General features: G+C 58.5%; 20 protein-coding genes and 5 pseudogenes. 14 read left to right on the forward strand and 11 right to left on the reverse strand.

Going from position 1 to position 24,821, the window contains the following annotated elements:
- Nucleotides 1-105: 105 nt before the first annotated feature.
- Complete coding sequence (locus AC0L7U_RS18945) at nucleotides 106-768, reverse strand: HAD family hydrolase (protein WP_473695984.1); 663 nt, start codon at nucleotides 766-768, stop codon at nucleotides 106-108.
- Between the two features lie 484 nt (nucleotides 769-1,252).
- Between AC0L7U_RS18945 and AC0L7U_RS18950 the strand changes: the two genes are divergently transcribed.
- From AC0L7U_RS18950 to AC0L7U_RS18965, 4 genes and pseudogenes are all read left to right on the forward strand, one after another.
- Nucleotides 1,253-1,996, forward strand: coding sequence for a metal ABC transporter ATP-binding protein (locus tag AC0L7U_RS18950; RefSeq protein WP_473695986.1), 744 nt, complete (start codon nucleotides 1,253-1,255; stop codon nucleotides 1,994-1,996).
- Entirely contained in the window at nucleotides 1,993-2,865 is an 873-nt protein-coding gene (locus tag AC0L7U_RS18955) for a metal ABC transporter permease (protein ID WP_473695988.1), read from the forward strand. The genes AC0L7U_RS18950 and AC0L7U_RS18955 overlap by 4 nt, the downstream gene beginning before the upstream one ends.
- Before the next feature lie 17 nt (nucleotides 2,866-2,882).
- Entirely contained in the window at nucleotides 2,883-3,779 is an 897-nt protein-coding gene (locus AC0L7U_RS18960; protein ID WP_473695990.1) for a metal ABC transporter solute-binding protein, Zn/Mn family, read from the forward strand.
- A 268-nt stretch (nucleotides 3,780-4,047) separates the two neighbouring features.
- A pseudogene (locus AC0L7U_RS18965) lies at nucleotides 4,048-5,098 on the forward strand (lipoyl protein ligase domain-containing protein).
- Between the two features lie 69 nt (nucleotides 5,099-5,167).
- Here AC0L7U_RS18965 and arsH read toward each other — a convergent pair.
- From arsH to AC0L7U_RS18980, 3 genes are read right to left on the reverse strand one after another with little or no spacing between them, the layout of a single operon-like run.
- Entirely contained in the window at nucleotides 5,168-5,896 is a 729-nt protein-coding gene (gene arsH, locus AC0L7U_RS18970) for an arsenical resistance protein ArsH (protein ID WP_473695992.1), read from the reverse strand.
- Between the two features lie 3 nt (nucleotides 5,897-5,899).
- Nucleotides 5,900-6,310: an arsenate reductase (glutaredoxin) gene (gene arsC / locus AC0L7U_RS18975; RefSeq protein ID WP_473695994.1), complete on the reverse strand. Its 411-nt coding sequence runs from the start codon at nucleotides 6,308-6,310 to the stop codon at nucleotides 5,900-5,902.
- Nucleotides 6,307-6,663, reverse strand: a complete 357-nt coding sequence (locus AC0L7U_RS18980) for an ArsR/SmtB family transcription factor (protein ID WP_473695996.1) — start codon at nucleotides 6,661-6,663, stop codon at nucleotides 6,307-6,309. Before AC0L7U_RS18980 ends, arsC begins: the two co-directional genes overlap by 4 nt.
- 228 nt (nucleotides 6,664-6,891) lie before the next feature.
- Here AC0L7U_RS18980 and AC0L7U_RS18985 point away from each other — a divergent pair.
- The 4 genes and pseudogenes from AC0L7U_RS18985 to AC0L7U_RS19000 all read left to right on the forward strand — a co-directional run bounded on the left by AC0L7U_RS18985 (nucleotide 6,892) and on the right by AC0L7U_RS19000 (nucleotide 10,706).
- A pseudogene (locus AC0L7U_RS18985) lies at nucleotides 6,892-7,510 on the forward strand (LysE family translocator).
- Nucleotides 7,511-7,602: 92 nt separating this feature from the next.
- A complete protein-coding gene (locus AC0L7U_RS18990) occupies nucleotides 7,603-7,929 on the forward strand; it encodes a hypothetical protein (RefSeq protein ID WP_473695998.1) in 327 nt (108 codons plus the stop codon).
- Nucleotides 7,926-8,471 carry a DMT family transporter gene (locus AC0L7U_RS18995; protein ID WP_473696001.1) on the forward strand — a complete coding sequence of 182 codons (546 nt, stop codon included), beginning with the start codon at nucleotides 7,926-7,928 and terminating at the stop codon, nucleotides 8,469-8,471. The genes AC0L7U_RS18990 and AC0L7U_RS18995 overlap by 4 nt, the downstream gene beginning before the upstream one ends.
- Before the next feature lie 330 nt (nucleotides 8,472-8,801).
- Entirely contained in the window at nucleotides 8,802-10,706 is a 1,905-nt protein-coding gene (locus AC0L7U_RS19000; protein WP_473696003.1) for a putative bifunctional diguanylate cyclase/phosphodiesterase, read from the forward strand.
- A gap of 36 nt (nucleotides 10,707-10,742) precedes the next feature.
- On the opposite strand, the pseudogene AC0L7U_RS19005 reads toward AC0L7U_RS19000, so the two are convergent.
- Nucleotides 10,743-11,934 (reverse strand): annotated as a pseudogene (locus AC0L7U_RS19005) (PQQ-dependent sugar dehydrogenase).
- A gap of 248 nt (nucleotides 11,935-12,182) precedes the next feature.
- Between AC0L7U_RS19005 and AC0L7U_RS19010 the strand changes: the two are divergent.
- The 6 genes and pseudogenes from AC0L7U_RS19010 (at nucleotide 12,183) to AC0L7U_RS19035 (ending at nucleotide 19,952) form a co-directional block, all read left to right on the forward strand.
- A complete protein-coding gene (locus tag AC0L7U_RS19010; RefSeq protein ID WP_473696005.1) occupies nucleotides 12,183-13,295 on the forward strand; it encodes a carbohydrate kinase in 1,113 nt (370 codons plus the stop codon).
- 33 nt (nucleotides 13,296-13,328) lie between these two features.
- Nucleotides 13,329-14,246, forward strand: coding sequence for a pseudouridine-5'-phosphate glycosidase (locus tag AC0L7U_RS19015; protein WP_473696008.1), 918 nt, complete (start codon nucleotides 13,329-13,331; stop codon nucleotides 14,244-14,246).
- Between the two features lie 166 nt (nucleotides 14,247-14,412).
- A complete protein-coding gene (locus tag AC0L7U_RS19020) occupies nucleotides 14,413-15,075 on the forward strand; it encodes a TetR/AcrR family transcriptional regulator (RefSeq protein WP_473696009.1) in 663 nt (220 codons plus the stop codon).
- 198 nt (nucleotides 15,076-15,273) lie between these two features.
- On the forward strand, nucleotides 15,274-16,374 hold the full coding sequence (locus AC0L7U_RS19025) for an efflux RND transporter periplasmic adaptor subunit (RefSeq protein ID WP_473696501.1): 1,101 nt from the start codon (nucleotides 15,274-15,276) through the stop codon (nucleotides 16,372-16,374).
- Nucleotides 16,371-16,748, forward strand: a complete 378-nt coding sequence (locus AC0L7U_RS19030; protein WP_473696011.1) for a hypothetical protein — start codon at nucleotides 16,371-16,373, stop codon at nucleotides 16,746-16,748. Before AC0L7U_RS19025 ends, AC0L7U_RS19030 begins: the two co-directional genes overlap by 4 nt.
- Nucleotides 16,749-16,758: 10 nt before the next feature.
- Nucleotides 16,759-19,952 (forward strand): annotated as a pseudogene (locus AC0L7U_RS19035) (efflux RND transporter permease subunit).
- 179 nt (nucleotides 19,953-20,131) lie between these two features.
- Here the strand turns inward: AC0L7U_RS19035 and AC0L7U_RS19040 are convergent.
- From AC0L7U_RS19040 to AC0L7U_RS19065, 6 genes and pseudogenes are all read right to left on the reverse strand, one after another.
- Nucleotides 20,132-20,452, reverse strand: a complete 321-nt coding sequence (locus tag AC0L7U_RS19040; RefSeq protein ID WP_473696013.1) for a hypothetical protein — start codon at nucleotides 20,450-20,452, stop codon at nucleotides 20,132-20,134.
- Between the two features lie 48 nt (nucleotides 20,453-20,500).
- Nucleotides 20,501-20,710: a hypothetical protein gene (locus AC0L7U_RS19045; RefSeq protein WP_473696015.1), complete on the reverse strand. Its 210-nt coding sequence runs from the start codon at nucleotides 20,708-20,710 to the stop codon at nucleotides 20,501-20,503.
- A 179-nt stretch (nucleotides 20,711-20,889) separates the two neighbouring features.
- On the reverse strand, nucleotides 20,890-21,870 hold the full coding sequence (locus AC0L7U_RS19050; RefSeq protein ID WP_473696017.1) for an efflux RND transporter periplasmic adaptor subunit: 981 nt from the start codon (nucleotides 21,868-21,870) through the stop codon (nucleotides 20,890-20,892).
- Nucleotides 21,867-22,076, reverse strand: coding sequence for a DUF1656 domain-containing protein (locus tag AC0L7U_RS19055; RefSeq protein WP_473696019.1), 210 nt, complete (start codon nucleotides 22,074-22,076; stop codon nucleotides 21,867-21,869). The genes AC0L7U_RS19050 and AC0L7U_RS19055 overlap by 4 nt, the downstream gene beginning before the upstream one ends.
- A pseudogene (locus AC0L7U_RS19060) lies at nucleotides 22,073-24,149 on the reverse strand (FUSC family protein). Before AC0L7U_RS19060 ends, AC0L7U_RS19055 begins: the two are co-directional and overlap by 4 nt.
- Nucleotides 24,146-24,616 (reverse strand): MarR family winged helix-turn-helix transcriptional regulator, encoded by a 471-nt coding sequence (locus tag AC0L7U_RS19065; RefSeq protein ID WP_473696021.1) that lies wholly within the window; start codon nucleotides 24,614-24,616, stop codon nucleotides 24,146-24,148. Before AC0L7U_RS19065 ends, AC0L7U_RS19060 begins: the two are co-directional and overlap by 4 nt.
- Nucleotides 24,617-24,821 lie beyond the last annotated feature (205 nt).

A 24,821-nucleotide genomic window follows, 5' to 3' on the forward strand; every position in this document is an offset into this window, starting at 1 on the left:
GCGATTGTTGGCCACGCAGGCCGTGCCACACGGATCAGCGTGACAGAAAAAGGCCCGCTTGCCCGGTTAAAGGGGAGGCGGGCCTTTTACATTTGTCTGAAGCGCTTATCCCGTGCGTTTGACCAGCGACAGTTTGCCTTCGGTGACAACGGGTTGCAGGTCTTCATAATTGGTGACGGTTGGGTGGCGGGTCGCAATGCCTTCTTTGTGGGTCTCGGTGATCACCAGCACAGATGCGCCAGCGGCTTCTCCGGCTTCAATGCCCGCAGGCGCATCTTCAAACACAAGGCAGCGCTTCGGGCTGACACCCAAGCGGTCTGCGCCCAGCAAAAAGCAATCCGGCGCGGGCTTGCCCGTCTCCACATCGTCGGCCGACACCAGCAGATCGGGCAAGGGCAGACCGGCGGCTTCGAGACGACGCAGGGCCAGACGGCGCGGTGCGGATGTGACCACTGCCCATTTGTCCGCAGGCAGGGCGGAAAGAAATGCAGCGGCCCCGGCAATGGGATCCACGCCGTCGACGTCTTCCATTTCCATGTCGGTCAACCTGTGGGCCTCGCTCACCGGATCGACCCCATCCAGCTTCTGATCGCCGATCGTTTCAATGGCGCGGCGTCCGTGGATGGTTGGCAGGAACGTTTCGAGGTCCAGACCATACTCTTTGGCCCATTTCGTCCAGACCCGTTCGGCAGCAACGATCGAGGTGAGGATGGTGCCGTCCATGTCGAACAGGAAAGCGTCGAAAGTGTCGTTGAATGGGTCTGACATGAAGCTGAGGTCTCTCAAGGCGGGGAAATAGATGCGAACCCCAAATGTGGGGCACTGGCGCAGGGTTCGCAAGACGCGCCATAGGATCACCATTTCCAGAGAAGCTCAAGCCGTTGGCAGCAGGATGTGGGGGCGCGCGACGGAGAAGGACGCGCGCGGCGGTGTTGTACCGGGGATCCGCCTGATGTGGAGGGGGCCCTCAGGCCGTGTTGGGTGGAGCTACAGGGGCCGGCGGGCGCATGCCACACGGGAAAAGCGACTGCCCAAGTTGCCGTATTTTTGCCTTATTGTTATATCATTACATTTGTTATTATATAACATACCGTAGTAGGCCGCTGCTAATGACCCGGGAGCCCACTTTATAGATGCCGCTTTTTTCTTCTTTTCTGCGTTTGTTGCAGCTGTCTGCCCTGACGCGTCTTGCTGGTGTGGCAGTCTGCCTCGTTCTTGTTTGGGGCGCCATTCATTGGGCCGTTTCCCTGTCATGAGCGCTCCCGTCATCACCCTTGAAAATGTCACGGTGGCCTATCAGCGCCAGCCGGCGGTGCATCATGTCTCCGGCACTGTGATGCCGGGCAGTCTGACGGCCATCGCCGGGCCCAATGGCGCGGGAAAATCCACCTTGCTCAAGGCGTTCATGGGCGAATTACGACCAGCCGAAGGACGTCTTCTGCGGAACTGCAAGACGGCTGAAATCGCCTATCTGCCACAAGCTGCCGAAATCAACCGCAAGTTTCCAATCAGCGTGATGGACACTGTGCTTTTGGGCGCGTGGGCACGCTGCGGGCTTTTTGGGCGGATCAGGCCGGCAGACCGATACCGGGCAGATGCGGCGCTGGAACATGTCGGATTGTCGGGCTTCGGCACGCGCACTCTTGCGGCGCTTTCCGCCGGTCAGTTTCAGCGGGTGCTGTTCGCCCGCCTGCTGATGCAGGATGCGGCGTTGATCTTGCTGGATGAGCCTTTTACCGCCGTTGACAGTCGCACCACGGCGGATTTGTTGAAGATCATCCTGCATTGGCAAATGCAAGGCCGCACGGTGATGGCGGTGTTGCATGATTTCGAGCAGGTGCGGGCGCATTTCCCTCAAACGCTGCTTCTGGCGCGTGAACTGGTGGCTTGGGGCTTAACGGCAGACGCCTTGTCACCAGAGAATTTGCAGGCGGCGCGCACTTTGGCGGAAAACTGGAGCGAGCCGCCTGTGCCGTGCGAAAGGAACGCAGCATGACGGCCTGGGATTTTTTCTGCGGTCCGTTTGCCGATTATGGCTTCATGCGCCGGGCGCTCGTTGCCTGTGCCTGCCTGTCTCTGGGCGCGGGCAGTATCGGCACCTTTCTGATGATGCGCCGGATGAGCCTGATGGGTGGCGCGCTGGCGCATTCCGTTCTGCCCGGCGCGGCCATCGGCTATCTCCTTTCCGGCTCCCTGTCGTTGCTTGCCATGGGACTTGGCGGTTTGATTGCCGGAGTGTCGGTCGCCGGTCTTGCCGGGCTGGTCAACCGCACGACGGTGCTGGAAGAAGACACCAGCTTTGCCAGTTTTCACCTGATCTCGATGGCGCTTGGCGTGATGCTGGTGTCGTTGCGCGGTTCCAATATTGATCTGCTGCATGTGCTCTTCGGTACCATTCTGGCGATTGACGCTCCCTCCCTCTATCTGGTCGGCGGTATCACCAGCCTGACCTTGGTGACATTGGCGATCATCTATCGCCCGCTGGTGGTTGATTGCTTCGACCCGGGATTCCTGCGGGCCGTTGGGGGCCGCGGCGCGCTCATCTACGGCCTGTTCATGCTGATGGTGGTGGTCAATCTCGTCGCCAGTTTTCAGGCGCTTGGCACCTTGATGGCCATTGGTCTGATGGTGGTGCCGGCCGCCGCCGCGCAGCTTTGGTTTCGCACCTTGCCCGCCATGTTGCTGGGCGCGGTTCTGATCGCCTTCGCAGCCTCCTACATCGGCCTGGTCGCCTCATACTATCTGGATGTGGCCTCAGGCCCGGCAATCATTCTGGCCGCTGCGTGTCTCTACAGTTTGTCCTTCGTCTTCTGCCCTTCAGGGCTGTTGCGACGGGCCCTTCGTCAACCCCATTTCCATTCATGAAACTAGGACATTCCTCCATGTTGAAATCTTTGCTTGTCGCCGGTGCAGCCTTGAGCGTTCTGTCGTGCCTGAGCGCCACGGCTTCTGCGGCGCAGCTCAAGACCGTTGCTTCCTTCACCGTCCTCGCCGATGTCGTGCATCAGGTTGGCGGCAGCCACGTCACCGTCAAAAGCCTTGTTGGGCCTAATGGCGACCCGCATGAATTCGAGCCATCTCCGGCGGATGCCCGTGCCTTGAAAGCCGCCGATGTGGTTTTCGTTAGTGGTGAAGGGCTTGAGGGCTGGATGACCCGTCTGGTGACCGCGTCCGGCACCAAAAACGACAGCATCGTCGTGTCAAAAGGCATCAAGACCCACCAGATGGTCGATGATGGCAAGACCATCACGGATCCGCACGTCTGGAATGATCCTCTCAACGTCAAGATCTGGGTCAAGAACATCGAGGCTGCGTTGATCAAGGTCGATCCGGCTGATGCTGCCAGCTTCAAGGCCAATGCCAAACGCTACCTCAAGACGCTGGACGAGCTGGACGCTTATGCCCACGCCCGCATCGACAAGATCGCCATCAAACGGCGCAAGGTGCTGACCAGTCACGATGCCTTCGGCTACTTTGGCCGTGAGTATAAGGTTACTTTTCTGTCGCCGCTTGGCTATTCGACGGATGCTGAAGCCTCAGCCACAAGAGTTGCAAAGCTGATCGACCAGATCAAGGCGGAAGGCGTGACCAGCTACTTCTTTGAAAACTCCAATGATCCGCGTCTGGTGAAACAGATCGCGCGAGCCACTGACGCCAAGCCGGGCGGGGAGCTTTACGTCGAAGCTCTGTCCAAGGCCGCTGGCCCGGCTCCGACCTATGTGAAGATGTTCCGGTACAATGTCGACAAGCTGACGGCGGCGATGGCGAAAAACAAATAAAAGCGTCGTCAGATGCCTGTTTGGTATGATGTGAGAGACGGCGGGAGGGGACCCTTCCGCCGTTTCCTTTTCACAGCACATCCTATGAACCGTACGCGCGGAAAAAGACTGAAATATGCTGCACTGCCGAGGAGAAGTCGCCTGTCTGTGAGTTTGCCGTGTGCGATGCTCTGGCACAGTGGTTTTGGCGGCGGCGGTGCCTTGACAAGCCTGTCCTGTCTCTCAATTCTGCCGACGCAGGGGCGCCGCGTTGAAAGGGCAGGACACAATGCATGGTGAGTATAAGGTCGACGGCGGCAAGCTGGTGGTGGCCGATCTGGACATTCGGGATGGCAAACTGGCCGATGTTCAGGTTGCAGGCGATTTTTTTCTGGAACCGCCCGAGGCGCTGACCGACATTTGCCGTGCCATTGAAGGCCTGCCCGTCGACAGCGTGGTGGATGACATCGCCAAGGCGATCCGAAGCGGGCTGCGCCCGGATGCTTATTTGATGGGGTTTTCACCCGAGGCCGTGGGCATGGCGGTGCGACGCGCCATCGATGTACGCACCGATTGGCGTGATTACGAATGGCAGATCCTTGATACTAAGCCGCAGACCCCTGCCATGCATCTGGCGCTGGATGATGTGCTGGCGCATCAGGTGGCCACGGGCCAGCGCAAGCCGACGCTGCGCTTTTGGCAGTGGGTACGCCCGGCGGTGATCATCGGCAGCTTTCAGTCATTGAGAAACGAGGTTGATCTGGAGGCCTGCCGCGAGATGGGCGTTGATGTGGTGCGTCGTGTGACGGGGGGCGGGGCCATGTATGTGGAGCCCGGCACCGCGGTGACCTATTCGCTTTATGCGCCCGGTGATCTGCTGCGTGATCTGACCATCGAGGAATCCTATGCGTTCCTCGACAATTGGGCGCTGAAGGCGCTGCGCTCGCTTGGCATCGATGCCTTTTACAAGCCGCTCAACGACATCACCAGCCCCAAGGGGAAGATCGGTGGTGCAGCACAAAAGCGCTATTCTGGCGGCACGGTGCTGCATCATGTCACCATGGCGTATGACATGGACGGCGAGAAAATGACCAAGGCTGTTGCGCATCGGTCGGGAGAAGCTCTCCGACAAAGGCACCACCAGCGCCGCAAAGCGGGTGGACCCTCTGCGCAGTCAGACCGGTTTGCCGCGAGAAGAGATCCTGGCGCGGATGCGCGAAACCTTCGTCTCCCTTAATGGCGGCGTTGCCGGCGCGCTGACGGAAGAAGAACTGCGCGAAGCCAGACAACTGGCCTCCGACAAGTTCGAAACTGAAAACTGGCTACGACTGATCCCTTGAGGGAATGAGGGCAGGACAGGGGGAGGCAGGGTGCTGGCGTTGTGAGCCTGCCAGCCCCGTCTTCTCATCTTAAATTGCCTTTTGATTCACCCGCTTCGAAAGCTCTGCGGCGGTTTCGACGCGCTCGGAGTAGCGGTCGACGAGGGCGGCGGAGCGCCCGCGCGTCATCCAGGTGAATTTCACCAGTTCTTCGATCACATCGACAATGCGATTGTAATAGGCCGGCGGCTTCATGCGGTCGGCATCATCGAACTCCAGAAACGCCTTGGCAACGGACGACTGGTTGGGAATGGTAATCATGCGCATCCAGCGGCCCAGAATGCGCAATTGGTTGACTGCATTGAAGCTTTGCGATCCACCGCAGACTTGCATCACGGCCAGCGTCTTGCCCTGCGTCGGGCGTGTGGCGCCGAGTGCCAGCGGAATCCAGTCAATCTGGGCCTTCATGATGCCGGTCATGGCGCCATGGCGCTCTGGCGACACCCAGACCATACCCTCCGCCCAATTGGCCAGATCGCGCAATTCCTGCACACTGGGGTGATCCGGCTCTGCGGCATCCGGCAGCGGCAGGTCCGTTGGGTCAAAAATGCGCGCCTCGCAGCCGTGCCAGCGCAGCAGCCGCTGGGCTTCCTCTGCCACAAGGCGCGAGAACGAGCGTTTGCGCAGCGATCCGTAGAGCAGCAGAATGCGCGGTGCATGGCCGGGATCATCCGCACTTTTATAAGCGTCGGCGTCGACGCGCTGCATCTGGTTGAAATCAATATTGGGCAGGTCGTGGGTCTGAAGTTCGTCGCTCACGGCTCAGGCCTTCCCCGTCTTGACGGTTTCGCCGTCTTCCTTGGTGAAAGTGTCCATTGCGCTGGTGTCCAGGAGGGGTAGCACCTCTTCCGAGGGACGGCACAGACGCACACCCTTGGGGCTGGCAACGATGGGTCGGTTGACCAATATCGGGTGCTCCAGCATGGCGTCGAGCAAGGCATCATCACTGACGGAAGGGTCGGTGAGGCCCAGCTCTTCGGCAGGCGACTTGCTGGTGCGCAGAGCAGTGCGTGGCGTCAAGCCGGCAGCGGCGAACAGCGCCTGCAACTGCGGACGCGTCCAGCCGGTCTTGAGATACTCGATCACCACCGGCTCTTCGCCGCTGGCCCGGATCATTTCCAGCGTGTTGCGGGAGGTGCCACAGTCTGGATTGTGATGAATTACGATGGTCATTCAGGACTCGTTTCATGCGGTTGGGCGTCACAGGAAATGGCGGACAGAAGCGGTGCACACAGGGCAGGCTGGCCGCCGCAACAATCTTCGACCAGAAAGGCGATCAGGCTGGCAAGCCCGTCGAAATCGGCGAAATAGCGGATCGCGCGCCCCTCACGTTCGCGGCGCACCAGTCCAGCGCGCAGCAGAATGCTCAGGTTGGTCGACATGGTGTTCTGGCGGACATCCAGCGCCTCGCCGATCTCGCCTGCATGCAGCCCCTTGGGTCCAGCGCGCACCAGCAGGCGTAAAACCCGCAGACGAAGCGGCTGGCTGAGGGCAGAAAAGGCAAAGACGCTTTCATTTATATCCATATATCAAGAATATTCGATATATGGATATGTTGCAAGAACAAATCTTCCTGTCTGTGCGGGGAGGCAGAGAGGCAGACGAGGTGGCGTCGCCTCTGTCCGCACAGGGGACTTTCCACATGGGCTGTATGTCGGCGTCAATCGACAAGGCGGGCGAAGTCAGATACATCAGGAAAAACCTCAGTCCGTTCCGGTGATTGGTGCGGCGTCTCCCGTCTTGAGGATCGTTTCATGGATCTCATGTCTCTCGTGGCTTATGCCGTTGCCCTTTTTGTCGTTGCCGCATCTCCCGGTCCCAGCGTTGCGGCACTGGTGTCGCAGGTACTGACGCGTGGCAGCCAGGGCTGTGCTGCCCTTTTTGATCGGCATCTGGATGGGCGAGGCGATCTGGATGTCTTGCGCGGTGTGGGGCGTCAGCGCGCTGGCCGCAGCTTTTGAGCCTGCGTTTCTGATCCTCAAATGGGGCGGTGTGCTCTACCTGCTGTATCTTGCCTGGAAAATGTGGCGCACGCCCGCCTCACAGGAGGCTGGCGAAGACGCCACCCTGCCACGGACATCTGCTCTGCGTCTGTATGCGACCGGCTTGTCCGTGGCGCTCGGCAATCCCAAGGCGGTGCTGTTTTATGTGGCGCTGGTGCCGACCCTGATTGATGTGGCGCATATGAGTCTCGTTGTCTGGGGCGCGCTTCTGGTGGTCACCATTGGCGTGTTGATGGTCGTCGATCTGTCGTGGCTGGTTCTGGCCTCAAGGGTACGGCGTCTGCTCAAAAGCCCGAGGGCCATGCGGCTGACCAATCGCATTAGTGCGGGCATCATGGCGAGCGCGGCGGCGGCGATTGCGTCGCGTTGATGACACTGCGGCGGGTGGTGAAAACACCTCATGCCTGTTGCGTCATGACGTGAACGGGCCTTGAAACCAAAGACCCCAGGAAAGGGCCGAATATGCCGGAGACACGCAAGCGCCTCGTGAGCGCCTTGAGCAGCCTGCCAGGCCGCAACCCGGCTTCGAGCGATGCCTCGCGCGTGTTCCGCACGACAAGCGCCAATGCGGATTACCGTAAGGCGACCTTGATGATGATGACGGCGGTGTCGTTGTTTGCGCTGCTGGATTCCTGCGCCAAACTGGCAAGCCGTGAATTGCCGACAATGGAAGTGGTGTGGCTGCGCTTCATCGTGCATTTCATTCTGGCCGCGATCATCCTCAATCCCTGGCGCGCGCCGCAGGCTGGCGCATCCAGTCACCCAAATTGCAGATCGCGCGGGGATTGATCCAGATCACATGTACGGGTCTGAATTTCACCGCTTTGCTGTATCTGCAACTGGCACAAACATTGTCGATCCAGTTCGCCACGCCGATTTTCGTGACGTTGCTGTCCATTCTTGTCTTGAAGGAGAAGGTGGGCGTCTATCGCTGGGTTGGTATTGCCATCGGCTTTCTGGGCGTGTTGATCGTGACGCAACCGGGGGCTGGCACCTTTCACTGGGCGTTTCTGTTGTCTTTGGTCTCGGTGATCATGGCGGCAGGCTATAATATCGTCACGCGGCATCTGACTTCGACTGACAGTGCGGGCAGCATGCTTCTGGTCATGGCCGGCTTGCCATCTCTTTTGCTGGTGCCGTTCATTCCCTTCATCTGGGTCTGGCCGCAAAGCCCGTATGTCTGGTTCCGGATCCATGGCGACCGGGGTTCTCGGCGCTCTCAGCCATTTCTTCATGATTGCAGCACACCGATTTGCACCAGCGTCTTATCTGGCACCGATCCAGTATTTCCAGTTCGTTGCCGTGCTTATCGCAGGCTATCTGATTTTTGATTATATCCCCTCGTTCTTCACCTATCTGGGGGGCGCAGTGGTGATCTCGTCGGGCTTGTTTATCTGGTGGCGGGAGCGGGTTCGACTGCGGCTCAGTGCGGCAGAGAACTGATCGTAAGGCCAGTTTGTCTTTCTGGAAAAGCATCACAGTTTTGGTGATTTACAGATAGAATTGATCAGAAATTTAGCAATTTCTTTATCGGCCATCGTTATTTTGAGCGGCCGTGTTATTGCTATTAGCGTATTCAAGTCATGATTAGATTTTCGTCTTTTGCTCGGTCTTATGGGCTATTCGGGGTGCTCTTTGGGGCATGCTTTCCAGTGGTCGCGATGATCGTCGACGAAACATTCCTGCATTCACATATTGTGCCCTTGCCCCAATTGATCATCAGCAACCCCCTACATCTCATCATCCTGCTGGTGCCGCTTGTTCTGGGCACGGTATTCGCCTTTCTTGGCCGGGCACGCGACAAGGGCATAGCGCTGGTCAAGGAGATGCATTCCAGTGACCACAACTTCAAGCTTCTGGTGGACGGGGTTGCGGATTATGCGATTTACATGCTGGACGTCACTGGCCATGTGATGAACTGGAACACTGGGGCGCAACGTTTCAAGGGCTATGAAGCCGATGAGATTGTGGGTCAGCATTTTTCGGTCTTTCATAGTGCGGAAGACCGTGCGAATGGCCTGCCCGGGCGCTCGTTGGAGACAGCGCTGCGGGATGGAAAATACGAGTTGGAAGGCTGGCGCTACCGGAAGGATGGAACGCGCTTCTGGGCGCAGATCGTCATTCATCCAATCTTTAATGAAGCGACGGTGCATGTTGGGTTTGCCAAGATCACACGGGACCGTACCGAGCAGAAGGAAGCGGCGGACCGGATCGAATTTCTGGCACGTCATGATGCCCTGACCGGATTGCCCAACCGGCGTCTTTTCATGGCGACGTTAAAGGAGCAGCTCAAGCGGGCGGATGAAGATGGCGGCAAGGTCGCCGTCATCAATATTGATCTGGACCGCTTCAAGGAAGTGAATGATTTTCACGGTCATGCCATCGGCGACCGCCTGTTGCAGGCGCTGGCAGATCGTGTGAGTGCGCTCGATGTGCCGTTTGACTGCATTGCTCGTTTGGGAGGCGATGAATTTGTAGGCACCAAAAATTTCGAGACCAACGAAGAATTGCTGCAGTTCATCAACGGTCTAAAGGTCTGTTTGACCTTGCCTGTCGTGATTGGTGCACTGGAAGTTGTGCCAGCGGCCAGTATGGGCGTGGCGACTTTTCCAAGCGATGGCACCGAGCCGGACAGGTTGATGAGCAATGCTGATCTGGCCATGTACCGTGCCAAGGGGAGGCCTGATACCATTGCCTGCTACTTTGAAGCGGAAATGGACCAGGTGGCGCAGGCTCGCCGGCTGATCGCGGCGGATTTGCGCGCTGCTCTCGCGGCAAACCAGTTCTTCTTGAATTATCAGGAGCAACGTCAGGTTGGATCGGAGGAGGTTGTTGGCTACGAAGCGCTTTTGCGCTGGCAGCACCCGACGCGTGGTCTCGTGCCGCCGCTGGACTTCATTCCGATTGCGGAGGAAAGTGGGTCCATTCTGGCACTCGGTGAGTGGGTCATCCGCACGGCTTGTCAGGAAGCAGCAAATTGGGGGATTGCGCAAAAGATTGCTGTGAATATTTCGCCGGTTCAACTGGTGGATTTTAACTTGGTCGAGATCGTCAGGAGTGCGCTGGACGAGTCTGGTCTGGCACCGGAGCGGCTGGAACTGGAAGTCACTGAAACAGCTATCATTTCTGATAAGAAGCAGGCGCTCTGTATTCTTGAGGAACTCAAGGGCATTGGTGTGACCATTGCAATTGATGACTTTGGCACGGGCTATTCATCGCTCGATACATTGCGTTCCTTTCCTTTTGACCGGATCAAGGTTGATCGGAGTTTTGTCAAGAATCTGGAGAGCGACAGACAGTGTCAGGCCATCCTGCGGGCGATTTTGGCACTTGGGAAAAGTCTCGATGTCTGCGTGCTCGTGGAAGGTGTTGAAACCCGACACCAGATGTCGGTGCTGGAAACCGAAGGCTGCAATGAGGTTCAGGGTTTTCTGTTCGGCAGGCCCGCTTTTTTCGATACGCTTGTGAAACTGGATCGGGTCGGCAATCCGGTCGATGGACTTGTTCAGGAAGACACCTTGTTGCACCGGGCAGATGGCAACGCGGCAAAACAAGCGGCAGTCTGATCGACACCCGCTTGTCCGCTTTGTCAGTGAACCGTTTTATTTGGGCGTCAGCCGGATCAAGGCACCGGGAGAATTATCCTGGATCAGCCAAACCGTTCCATCTGAACTGACAGCCACGTCTCGAATGCGCGCCTGCATGTCCCACCGATTGACTTCGGCAGGACCTCCCCCATCCGCGTCGAGCGTGACGCGCACCAAAGCGGTTGAGGCTAAGGCCCCCGATGAGGGCCGATCCCTGCCACGCGGGAAACTGCTCGCCTTGATAAAAGGCGAGGCCCGAGGGGGCAATCACCGGCGTCCAGTATAATGGCGGCGCGGCGAATTCCGGCCGCGTTTTGTGATCGGGTATTGGTTGACCACTGTACTGCCGGCCATTGGACACCACCGGCCAACCATAGTTCTTGCCCTTTTGGATCTGATTGAACTCATCACCGCCACGCGGACCCATCTCATGTTCCCACAAGCGGCCCTTTGGGCCAAAGGCGAGACCATAAGGATTGCGATGCCCGAGAGACCAGATTTGTGCGGCAACGCCAGCGCTACCGGCAAACGGATTGTCCGTGGGTGTGGTGCCATCCAGATTAAGACGCAGGATCTTGCCTTTGGTCTGCGCCTTGTCTTGTGCGGTTGCCGGTTGCATCCGGTCACCGGACGACAAAAACAGGTGCGCGTGATCTGGTGAAAAGGCGATGATGCCGCCGGGCTGGCCGTGGCCACCCGGCGGGCTTTGCTGCCAGAGTACTTTGACGCCTTTCAGCTGCGCTGTCTTGCCGGAGGTTGTCAGTTTGGCGCGCGCCAATGTCAACACGCTGCCGCCGGAGTGGGGGGCGACATACGTGAAATAGATCTGATGACTGTCATCGTAATCCGGTGCGGGGGTGATATCCAGAAGACCGTTCTGGCCAGAATAAGCGACCTTGGGAACGCCTGTGATCGCCGTCTTTTGGCCTGCTTGCGTCACGAGATAAATATGCCCCGGTTTCTCCGTCACCAGCATCTGGCCATCCGGTAAAGCCGCCAAGGCCCAGGGAAAATCGAACTCGGCCACCGTTTTCGTTTGGAAAGGCCGTGTCGTATCATACGCCGCTTCACCGGCATTCCGACTTGCCTCGGCGGCCTGCGCGCTGGCGTGCATCACGGTCATGCTGAGAGGCAAAACCATCGCCAGAGATAAAGGCAGGGCGAAGAGCCGGCGGACAGGGAGGACTTTCTGCGCAAGCGTCGTCATCATCAATCTTCCTTTCGCGGGCGTTGGCGGATCGGGCATGGTTGAGCGATGGGCTTCGCGACCCGGGACCTGTGAGAATAGGTAGAGAGCACGGCGCATGGTCGCCAGTGGCGGCCGCATCACAAGAATTTTGATTGTCAGGATGAAGCGCGTGAAAGGTGCCTTGAAACAATTGTTGTTATTTATAACAATTGTTGACAGTCAGCACGTGGGTGGTATCAAGGGGCGAACCAACAGGCGGACATCCGATGAGCAAAGATCTCGGCATGCAGGAACAGGCCGTTCTGGACCTGATCCGTGCCAACCCATTCGCGGGGCAGCAGGAAATTGCCGATGAGCTGGGTCTTGCCCGCTCTACCATCGCCGCTCATGTGGTGCAGCTTGTGTCCAAGGGGTATATTCTGGGGCGCGGTTATGTGCTGCCGGAAACCAAGCGCGCAGTGTGCCTTGGGGGGGCTGTCTTCGATCGGAAGTATCACGCCAGTACGGCCTTGATTCCCGGTACATCGAACCCGGTTGAAGGGGTGCATAGTTTCGGCGGGGTGGCGCGAAACGTGGCAGAAAATCTGGCGCTGCTCGGCACGTCCACCACGTTTGTCTCCATCGTTGGAGATGATGAGACAGGCACTGCCATCTTGCAGCACCTGCGGGACCGGGGCGTTGATGTCAGCGCCGTGACGATCACCAAAGAACGACCGACGGCGGAATATGGTGCGATCATCGGCCCGGACGGTGAACTGGCGCTTGGCATTGCCGACATGAACATTTTCGACCTTTTCACGCCCTGGCATCTGGATCGTATCGGCTCGCATCTGGCTTCTGCAAGTTGGGTGTTTGCAGATTGCAACCTGCCTGCGACCAGTTTGAGCGCTCTGATCGCCCGCCGTCACGCCGCGCGCTTCAAGCTGGCGATCGATGCTGTCTCTACGCCCAAGGTGACCCGTCTGCCGAAGAATTTGCACGGCATCGACCTTCTTTTCATGAACCTGGATGAGGCGGCAGCCTGTCTGGAGCGCAGCTTTGAACGCACACCTGAGGGCGCTTGTGCGGCGGCTCATGCTTTGTGTGAGGCAGGTGCCAGTGACGTGATTGTCTCTATCGGGGCAGACGGTCTGGCCGTCTGTGGCCCACAAGGGGTGAAGGCCTTTCCGGCGGTGCCCGCGGTGCCGGTGGATATTACCGGCGCTGGTGACGCGATGATTGCTGGCACGCTGCATCATCTGCTGGCCAACAAAGATATTTACACCGCAGCACGGATCGGCTCGCTGATCGGAACGCTGACCACTGAAAGCCAGACCACCGTGCATGGTGATCTGTCTCAAACACTCGTTCAGGCCCATCTGCACCGTATTGCCGAGTGAGCCTGTCTCTGCCCCCGACCAAGGAATTTCTCTGTGACTGCTTCCGTGAAACTGAGTCCCGATGTTGCCGATGCGCTGAAGAGCAAGACACCGGTTGTTGCTCTGGAATCGACCATTATCACTCATGGCATGCCGTATCCGGCCAATCTGGAAACCGCGCTGGCGGTTGAAGAGGTCGTTCGCGCCAATGGCGCGGTGCCGGCAACCATTGCTGTGGTCGACGGTGAGTTGCGCGCCGGTCTGACCCATGCCGAACTGGAAGAGCTGGCGCAGGCCAAGGATGTGGTCAAGGCATCGGGTCGTGATCTGGCGGTCGCCATGGTCCGCAAGGCCACCGCGGGCACAACTGTGTCGGCGACCATGCGCATTGCCGAAATGGCTGGCATTCGCGTCTTTGCCACCGGGGGCGTCGGCGGTGTGCATCGTGGTGCCGAGCAGACCTTCGACATCTCGGCCGATCTGACCGAGCTTGGACGCACCCCGACCACGGTGATCTGTGCGGGCGTCAAGTCGATTCTCGACATTGCCAAGACGCTGGAATTTCTGGAAACACAACGTGTTCCGGTGATCACTTACGGCAGCGATGACTTCCCGGCATTCTTCTGTCGGGTCTCCGGCTTCAAGACCGATCATCGTCTCGACAGTACCGCCGAGATTGCCAGCGCGATGGCATTCCACCATGACCTGAACACTGGCACGGGCTTGCTGATTGCCAACCCGATCCCGGAGGAGGCGGCTCTGTCACCGGATTTCATTGACGGCACAATTGCCGATGCGGTGCGCGAGGCCGACGAAAAGGGGATTGCCCGCAAGGAGTTGACGCCATTCCTTCTGGCGCGCATCAACGAGCTGTCAGACGGTCGCAGCCTTGTGGCAAACATTGCCCTGGTCAAGAACAATGCGGCGGTTGCCGCTCAGATTGCGGCCCATTACGTCGCCCAGTCCGCGTAAGACCACGCAGACTGACAGGTCCTTCAAAAAAGGCGCGACCCTATCCGGGTCGCGCCTTTTTCTGTCTGGTGGTGCATTCGTGAGGCGCGGGTCACTGGCGCGATTGCCGATTGAGTAAAAATATGAATAAATCTCATATTTCAAAATGCCGGCAAGGAAGGCTGCCATGCCCGAGACTGATTTCTCCGTTTACAAGAAAGTCCCCTCCCAGCGTCGATCCCGTGAAACGGTGGATGTGATCCTGCAAGCTGTGGCCGAAATTCTCGATCAGCAGGGCGAGGCAGCTATTACCACAACGGCAGTGGCCGAGCGCGCCGGGGTCTCCATTGGCACGCTTTATCAGTATTTCACTGACCGGGACGCGCTGCTTCTGGCGCTGATTGACCAGCAGCGGCAAACGCTTGCCGACCAACTGCGCGGGTTGATGAAAACGGTTGACCTGAAGGGCGAAGACCCGCAGCGCCAGTTTGTGCGTCTCATCATTCAGTTCTTCGCCAAGCGGCGAGGCGCCCGGCGTCAGTTCGAGCTTTTGGCGCGGTTTCGCGGCGGCGTGAAACGGAAGGTCAGGGACGAATTTGTCGAGATCCTCATTCACCACTGGACAAGCCTCACGGGAGAGGACCGCGCTTATGCCAATCGGGTGCAGGCGTTTGTGCTCTCGCGGGCCGTCCTGGGCGTCATGCAGTCTGCGATGATTGAGGATGTGGCGTATTTTGAGGATCAGGAATTCGAGGATGCGATCTGCCGGATTTTCGCGGCTCTGTCGCCTGTTCATGTTGATGCTCAGTATCGGCAGCCTGCGCCAAAACCTGAAACCAGTCAGGTATGAAAGGTGCACTTTGATTTCTTGAAAAGTTTTTAAATGTTTTATTTCAAAGCCTTGTCACATTTCTCTTAGATGGTTTCGAGTGTTCGGAACGCGAGTGGTCAACCTGAGAAATTTTCATATTATGAAGTCTTCATGTCCCGGGAACCGTTTCCGGCGTTGCTGTGATACCAGATCGTGAGACCCGTTTTTATCGTGCCCATGCGTTTTTCTTCTCCCTTCGCCGCTCGTCCGCTGCGGCTCTCCTTTCGGCGCTCCCGCGCTTGTCTCGCTGTTGTGCTGCTGGCCGGGTTGTCCGCCTGCAAGGAAGACAACACCTATGCGCCGCCGCCGCCGCCCAAAGTGGGCGTTGCGGGACCGATCCAGCAGTCTGTGCCGGTTTATCTCAAGGTGACGGGCTCTGCACGAGCTCACAACAGCGTTGATCTGGTGGCGCGTGTGGCGGGGCGTCTGCAATCCATCGACTATAAGGATGGTCAGGCGGTGAAGAAGGGGCAGCGTCTGTTCCAGATTGATCCGGCACAGTACAAGGCACAATTGCAGCAATCGCAGGCCTCGGTCGATCAGGCGCAGGCAACGCTGGTCAATGCGGAAAAGGAATATCAGCGGCAGGTCACGCTGGATTCCAAAAATGCCGTTGCCAAGCAGGCCGTTGATGAAGCCCGCGCCACCCGCGACACATCCCGGGCGCAACTGGCCTCTGCCAAAGCCAGTCTGTCGTTGTCGCAGCTCAATCTCGACTATACGACGATCACTGCACCCTTCAATGGCGTGGTCAGCGAGCATCAGGCTGACGTTGGCACGCTGGTCGGGCAAAGCAGCGCAACGGTGCTGGCGACCATCGTTCAGTTCAAGCCGATCTATGTGGATTTTTCCATCAGCGAAACGGAAATGCTGAAGATCCGCAAGGCTTTGAAGGCGAGCGGCAAGACGCTGGCGTCACTCGGCCCGATCCATGTCGAGGCAGGCACCGGCATGGACAGCGGCTATCCGTATAGTGGCACCCTGGATTATATTTCTCCAAAACTGGACGCTCAGACCGGCACCTTGTCGGTGCGTGCCAGCTTCCCCAATGCGCATGAGAGCATGGTGCCCGGATCTTTCGTCCGGCTACGCATTCCGTTGTCGATCCGCAAGAATGCACTGCTGGTGCCCGATACGGCGATTGGCACCGACCAGAACGGGCGCTACGTGATGACCGTCGGCAAGGATGACAAGGTGACCCAGACAACGGTACAGATCGAGCCGGGTCCGGAAGGCTTCAAGGTTATCGGCAAGGGTCTTGCGCCCAGGACAAGGTGATTGTTCAAGGCCTCGATCGGGCCACGCCGGATGCCAAGGTCACCCCGCATGACGTGACACTGAAGGCCCCGCCACAAGCAGATCTTTCCAGGTTGCAGGAAAGGCATTCGGGAGCTGCGACCACACCTGCCAATCCGGTGTCAAAGGCGGGACGTGCAACAGACGCGAAACCTGCCGCACCTGCGCAAAAGGCGTCTTCCGGTGTTGACGCATCGTCAGCGTCGACGACCACGTCGACGTCGGCACCACAGGCAACCAGCGCTGATGGCACCCCTTCTGATGCAGCGACTGCGGACACCTCGCAGACGCCGAAAGCGTCAGAAACCTCCGATGATGACACGCAAGGGACTTCGTCCCTTATCCCGGCCCAGTAAGGAGGCTTTGATGTTTTCTGCCTTCTTCATTGCACGTCCGGTCTTTGCCAATGTCATTGCGCTTGTGATGGTGCTGATCGGTGGCGTCGCCTTCTTCAGCCTGCCAGTGGCGCAATACCCGGATGTCGTGCCGCCCACGGTGCAGGTGTCGGCTCGCTTTACAGGCGCCAGCGCCCATACGATCATGGAAACCATTGGCCTGCCCATTGAGCAGCAGGTCAACGGTGTGCCGGGCATGCTTTATATGCAGTCCACCAGCAGCAGCGACGGCACCTACACGCTGACCGTAACTTTCAACATTGGTTCGGACCCGGATCAGGACGCCATTCTGGTGCAGAACCGGGTCAATGCGGCCAATGCGCAATTGCCGACGTCTGTTCAGAGCCAGGGCGTAACGGTGAAGAAGAAGTCCACTTCCATTCTGGAGTTCGTGGCGCTGTCTTCCACCAAACCGCAATACGACAGCCTGTATCTGGCCAACTATGCTCGCATTCATTTGCAGGATGAGTTGGCGCGTCTTCCCGGTGTGGGTGACGTCAGCATCTTTGGTGCGGGCAATTATGCCATGCGCGTCTGGCTCGATCCAGCCAAGCTTGAAGCGCGCGGCCTGACGCCGAATGATGTCATCACGGCCATTCGCCAGCAAAGTCAAGATGTTGCTGCCGGGCAAATCGGGATGCCGCCCTCGTCCAAGGGGCAAGGCTTTCAATATACGCTTGAGGTTGACGGACGTCTTCAGGACGCCCCGGATTTCGGCAATATCGTTGTCAAGTCCTCCTCGGAGGCCGGGGGGCGTCTGACCCGGGTCAAGGATGTCGGCCGTCTTGAACTGGGATCAAATTCCTACGGTCAGGTGTTTCGGCTTAATGGCAAACCCGCTGCTGCTCTTGCGATCAGCCAATTGCCTGACGCCAATGCTCTGAATGTGGCCGATACGGTCAATGCGCGCGTCAAGGATCTGGCCAAAGCCTTTCCCGATGGGGTGCACTATTCGGTGCCCTTCAACACCACGTCCTTCGTTGATGCGGCGGCCAACGAGGTCTATCGCACCCTGATTGAAGCGGGTGTTATTGTGCTCGCGGTGATCTTGTTGTTCTTGCAGGACTGGCGCGCGACGCTGGTGCCCGCAACCACGGTGCCGGTGACGATTATTGGTGCTTTTGCGGCGATGGCAGCACTTGGTTACACCTTGAACATGTCGACGCTGTTTGCGCTGGTTCTGGTGATTGGCATTGTCATTGATGATGCCATCGTCATTGTCGAGGCGACGGCCCGGCATCTGGAGAAAGGGGCGACCGGCAAAGATGCTGCGATGACGGCAATGCGGGAGCTTTTTGGCCCGATCATCGGTATCACGCTGGTGTTGTTGTCAGTGTTCCTGCCTTCGGCCTTCCTGCCGGGGCTGACGGGACAGCTTTATGCCCAGTTTGCTCTGGTGATCGCAGCAACAGCCTTGTTGAGTGCCGTCAATGCCTTGACGCTCAAGCCGACGCAGGCGGCGCTATGGATGCGGACACCCAAGCCCGTTGAGAAGCGCAACATCGTGTTTCGTGGTTTTGAACGTGGCTTTCGTGGTGTTGAAGGCGGCTATGCCCGTCTGCTTGCCAGAGTGTTGCGCTTTCCAAAAAGTGCCTCGCTGTTTGGTACTGGCCCTGATTGTGCTGGCCGGTGTCGGTGTGACACGCGTGCCAACCGGTTTTCTGCCTCTGGAAGATCAGGGGTTCTTTGCAGTGGCGGTCAATCTGCTTGGCGGTGCCTCGCTGGCGCGGACGGACAAGAGCCTGCAAACTGCCAGCAAGCTGGCGCATGAGGTGCCCGGCGTCGATAATGTTGTGACTGTTGCCGGGGTGTCGCTGCTGGATGGCAATGCGCCCTTGTCCAGCGCCGGTCTTGTCTATGTGGTGATGAAGCCATGGGATCAGCGCGGCACGTCGGAAGGCCTGTTGCAAAGCTATCTGGCGTTGAAAGCCAAACTGCAAACGCTGCCGGACGGATCGGCGATTGTCATTCCGCCGCCGTCCATTCAGGGGATCGGCAACACGGGCGGTTTTTCCATGAAGGTCGAACTGCGCGACGGCAGTTTCGACTTCAACAAGCTCTCTGATGTTGCCAAGTCCTTGACCAAAAACGCCAACAGCCAGTCAAAGCTGGATGGTATTCGCATGACCTCGCAGTTCGACACGCCGCAATACAAGGTCAATATCGATCGCACCAAGGCGGCGACGCTCGGGGTCAACGTCAATGATATCTTCGAAGCGTTGACCGGTTACCTCGGGTCGGCCTTTGTCAACAACTTCACCCAGTTTGGCCATACGTTTCAGGTGTTCGTTCAGGCGGATGAGGATTATCGCTCGGCCTTGCGTGACATTGGCGCGTTGAAAGTCCGCAATGCCAGCGGTGATCTTGTGCCCTTGTCGACGCTGGTGACGGTTGACCGCACGATCGGACCATCGCTGATCTCGCTGTACAACCTGTATCCCTCAGCCACAATCATCGGTCAGAACCAGAAAGATCTGAGTTCCGGCCAGACCATGCATCTGATGGGGCAGGTTGCAGATCAGACCTTGCCGCGAGGCATGGGCTATGACTGGACGGGCATGTCGTATCAAGAGCATGTGGCAGGCAATCAGATCTACTTTGCCTTCGCGCTGGCCATAGCGCTCGTCTACTTTGTGCTGGCGGCCCAATATGAGAGCTGGTTTGAACCTCTGGCGGTGATCCTGTCGGTGCCATTGGCGCTGCTTGGTACGGTGGGTGTGTTGTTGGCGCTTGGTATTCCCAACACGCTCTATACTCAGATCGGCTTGATCTTGTTGATCGCCCTGTCGGCGAAGAACGGCATCCTGATTGTGGAATTCGCCCGCGATCTGCGCAAGGAGGGCACACACTCCATTGTCGAGGCGGCAGTGGAGGCGGGGCATTTGCGGTTCCGACCCATCCTGATGACCTCAATTGCCTTCATCCTTGGCATGGTGCCTCTGGTCCATGGCGCATGGGGCGGGGGCAAATGCCAGCAAGTCGATTGGCATTTCGGTGATCAGCGGCATGACCATCTCAACGCTTTTGAGCATCTTTATCGTGCCGGCCTTTTTCGTCATCTTTCAAAGTCTGGAGGAGCGTTGGTCAAACCGCAAGGCGGGTCGATCCACACAGACTGGGGAAGATGAGCCGGACAAAGTGGCGGCGTCAAAGGCCGAAAGCTGACGGTGTGCCGTGTCGTTGGCGCATTGTATTGTGACAATGCGTTGGCAGGGCGTGAGGGACGACCTCACGCCCTTTCTCCGTCTACCATTTCTACAGGCGCAGGCCGGGGCAGGGGGGCTGCGGCAATCACCGCTGTCGCCGGAGGGGCCATGGCCGTGTGCGACAGCAGTTGGAACACATCAGTACTGGTCGTCCGGGGTTGTCCAGCGACCGCCCAGATTGATGTATTCCCCGAAGCGAGGCGTTCCGGCGACAACATGCTGGTGGCAGTCAAAAGCGCGTTGATCGAAAACATTGCCCGGGTCGCCATTTGGTCGATGGGCATTGTCCGGGCCGATCACCAGATTGCCCTGCATCCAGGCGAAAAGCGATTCCATGACATCGACAGCTTCACCGTCGTCTGCAAGATAATCGGCAATGAGCGTTGGCAGATCATCTGCGGCATAAACGCCAAGGTTGGCTTGATCCAGCCCGACATATCCGGTCAAGAAGGTGGTCAACTGCTCGTCTGTCGTGAGGGTGGCTTTGCCGTAATCGACGAGTTCGCGCTAGGGGATGAGGTGGTGGCGTGCCTGATTTGCCTCAAGGACAACCGGATAGTCGGGCATCCAGGGATAGTTGGGTCGGTCGATGGCTTGAGCCGGACCGGCCAGCAAGGACAGGGCGAGCGCCAGAGGAGCGAGGGCGCGGGCCAGCCATCCTCCTGCAGTCTTCAGGTTCAGGGGCGTGACGCCTATCTTGCGGAAAATTGCAGTCATTGTTGGTGTCTCCTGCATTTGTTGTAAACAGCAGGCAGGACGACTGACGCGGGGCGTTCGTGACGCTGGCGGCGCACCTCTTCAAGATCAAAGTGAAGAAAGCGTTTCAGGCGTAAACCGGACAGGGGCCCAGAAAGAGGGCCGAGGCCTTGAACCTGTCCGGTTTTACGTGGGGTGTTTCAGACCCAGCCAAACAGTCCCTTCAGCGTGCGGGTGACATGCTGGAAGACGCTGGTGTTGTCGGCATCGCGAAAGGCAGCTTCGCTGGCCGTGTGGGTGGACTGGCTGGTCTGCGGCCGTACGGTGACGGTGGCGGACAGACCGGCGACCAGATGCAGGTCTTTTGGTACGGAGTCGATGGTGACATGCACCGGCACGCGCTGCGCCAGACGTACCCAGGTGAAGGTTGGCGCGACCTTGGCCAAGGTGCCGGTGGTGTCGCTGCGCTGTGAATCCTGAATGCCGCCGGCGATGCTGTCGACATGGCCATAGGCGGGTGTGCTGCTGCCCATGAAGCTGATCTTGACCGGATCCCCGACATGAATGCGGCTCAGTTTGGTTTCCTCGAAATAACCGGCGACATAGATCGACGAACTGTCGACCAGAGCAGCGACGGCGGTGCCCGCATTGGCGTAATCGCCGGGACGCAGAGTGAAATTGGTGATCTTACCGGAGACTGAGGCATGCACGCTTGTGCGGGTCAGGTTGAGTTGCGCCAGATCGCGATTGGCCTGCGCTTCCTCATAAGCGGCTTCCGCCTGATCACGCGTGCCATTGGCCTGTTGGGCTTGCTTGCGACTGGCAAACTGGCTTCCGGCCAGGGTTTCCGTGCGATCTGCATCCTTGCTGGCGATCTCAAGGGCTGCCTTGGCGCTTTTGACCTTGGCGTCGGCCTGACGCAGTGCCAGCTTGAAGCGATGCTGGTCGATGGTGAAAAGCACATCGCCCTTGTTCACCGTTTGATTGTCCTTGACCAGAACCTGCGTCACCAGACCGGAGACATCGGGCGCAACACCCACAACATCGGCGCGCACATGGCCATCGCGGGTCCAGGGCGCGCCCATGTAATAGGTCCACACGCTGGCGCCAAGAACGACGGCGCAACACAAGACGGCAAGGGTCACGATGACACGGCCGGATAGAAGGGCGAGATATTTCATGAGAAGTACCGTTGAGCAAAAAGGACAGTCAGTCCCAGAACACAGACATAAAGGGCGAGATCGAAGAGCGGGCGATGCCAGACCCATCGATAAAAGCCAACGCGCACCAGACCGCGGCGCACGACAGCCAGAAGGCAAAGCGCAATCAGCGCGAAGATCAGCAGGGTCGGCACAAAGACGCCGAAAACAACGATTTCCTGTCTCATGCTGCTTGTGCCTTTGTTTGGAGGACAGCCGGGCCGTAAACCGGCGGCGCCTCGGGGGAGAGACAGATGCGCAGACCGACGAGTGCCGACGCCAGATCACGGCTGGCGGGTGTGCTTTTGGTCATGGCAAGGGCCATCATGCAGGCGTCAATCTGGGCAATCAGGCTCAGGGTTTCTGCGGCGGGGGTGGTTAATCGCTTGCGTCGATAGAAGGCGGCGACAGTGTCGAGCAGCCGGTTGAGACGCAGACGCATATCGGCATCCATCTGGCTTCGGCCAGCCTGAATGTCGGTAACGTTGATGGCGACCCGCAAATCGCGGAACAGATTGGCGAAGCGGACTTTTGATTCTTGTGGCACAGCCGCCATGCGCGGCGTGTTGATGGCAACGGCGTCAACGAGTTGGTGGATCAACTGATCCTTGTCGACGGCACGCATATAGAGCGCAATGGTGGCGACGCGACGCCATGCCTGCCGGGTGACGCGCACCAGACTGGCTTCGGCCCCGACCGAGCGTATCAGGCTGCACGACAGGATCGAGCAGACAATCGCCAGCACCATCCCCAAATCACTATTGGCAAAGGAGGCGAAGTTCAGTTGCAATTGGTCGCTCGGCAGCAACAGGAAACAGAAGTTCACGCAAATGGCCATGCCCAGCATGAAGGTTTTCATCCGTGTCAGCAGCAGGCCGCCCGGGATCAGCACCAACCCGAAGGTGGCCGCGAGAGCTGGAAAGCCATCGACTCTGGGCAGGATCGCGTAGTTGACGACAAACACCAGCGCAATGGTGAAAAACGTATAGGTCAGGAATTTGCGCAGGGCCGGGACGATGTTGTCGATCCCCGCCAGAATGCAGCAGAAAATGCCGGTGAACTGAGCAATGCCCTGCCCGTCGCTGGCTCCTGTGGCAATCCAGAACGCTGAGGCCACCAGAATGGCAAAACTGGCGCTGAACGCAGCCAGAGCCGCCATGCCAACATCATGGTGCAGCGGGAGCGGGCGAGCTTCACGCAACACACGCCTTGCGCGCGCGGATGTCAGTTCGCCGGTGCTGATGTCCTGTTTGATGGCCTGACATTCACTCCAGGTCTCGATCAGTTCAATGAGACGTCTCGTCATGTTGTACAGGACGATGGCGCTCCAGGTGTCGCGGGCTTCATTCTCGGCTTGCAGCGCGCGCGTTGTGCGCAGCAGGCGTGCAGCCTCTTGCACATCGGGGGGCGCATCATTGGGCGCCGTTTCGGCGTTGATCCAGTCAGCGATTTCGCTCAGCAAAGCCTGCAGATGCAGGGGGCGTGTCGACTGTCTTCAGCGCACTCAACCCATCTGCAATGCCGGAGAGTAGCGGCAACATGCGGATCATTCGCTGTTGCAAGGCGCGCATCAGCGGCAAGCTATCCTGATGATTGGAAGTGTCGTAGCTGACGTGACTGCTGAAACCGCGCATATCGGCGGCGTCGGCGGCCATGCGTTGCTGTTCTTGATGGATTTCGTCCGGGTTGTTCTCGCTACGTAATGTGCGTGCTGCAAGCATGGCGGCATTTGTCAGCCAGCCGTTGACCCGGCCCTGCAGCACAGGCCCGGTATGGACCGGCAGGATCAGGCGGCTGACAAGGGCGGCGCAGGTGACGCCAAGAGCAATCTCTTCGACACGCGACAGCGCATAGGTGAAAGCTATATCCGGTGTGTTGACGATGGGCAGCCCTGCGATAGCCACAGTGTAGCCTGCCAGCATGAAGGCGTAGCTGCGTGGGCGCCGATCCAGCAGCGAGACGAAAAGGCAAAAGCCGACCCAAAAGGCAACGGCCAGCGTCAATAGAACCGGAGAGGTGACAAGATTTGGCACCAGAAGGACGGTCATTACGCCACCGGCGACCGTGCCCAGCAGACGATACAGCGCTTTGGAGGTGCTGGCGGCAGACAACGGTGCACACACGATATAAACCGTTCCGACAGCCCAATAGGGTCGGTCGAGGTTCAGTTGCAGCGCCAGCCAATAGGCGAGCATCGCGGAGGCGAAGGTCTTGAGCGTGAAGATGGCGTCTGCGCGGGTGGGATTGAAAAGGTCTTTCATGTATTTCGTCGATTTTGCAGATTTGCGTTGAGCGTCTGTGTCAATGACAGCAGAACGCGCTCAGTGGCTTCCAGATCGGCCTCGCTCACGTCCGCCAGCAGCTCCTCACGCACCGTGTTGAAAACGTCATCGCAATGGATGGCGAGCGCGCGGCCTTCTTCGGTGAGGTAAATGCGCTTGGCACGACGGTCGTTCGGGTCAGGATCCCGGCGGGCAAGGCCATTTTTTTCCAGCGAATCCAGAATGCGGACCAGCGCAGTGCCTTCTAAGCCGATATGTTCCGCCAACTCGTTCTGGCGCATGCCATCTCCCAGTCGCAGCAGGGTGACGAGCGGCAGGGCCGTGGCGTCAGACAGATTATCCTCTGCCAGAACCTGTCCGATGACGCGGCGCCAGCGTTGTGCGACAGCCATCAAGGTCGGCGCCAGATGCGACCAGCGTTTGGGTGTAAATGTGTGCATAGTCATTAAATGACATATCATCTATTATTTTTCAAGAGGCTGTTTTGGTCGTCTCAAAAATTTCAGCCGTGGGTCATCTTGAGGGAGTGCGCGTATTGTTGTGTCGTAACGGCAGACAGGTGTCGGCTTGCGAGATGCACGGCGGAATCGACTTCGGCCTGAAGTTGCAGGCCAGGATTTTACACTCGGAAAACGCCTTCGGACGAGGCTG

The organism is Roseibium sp. 10G30-5, from assembly GCF_055809635.1.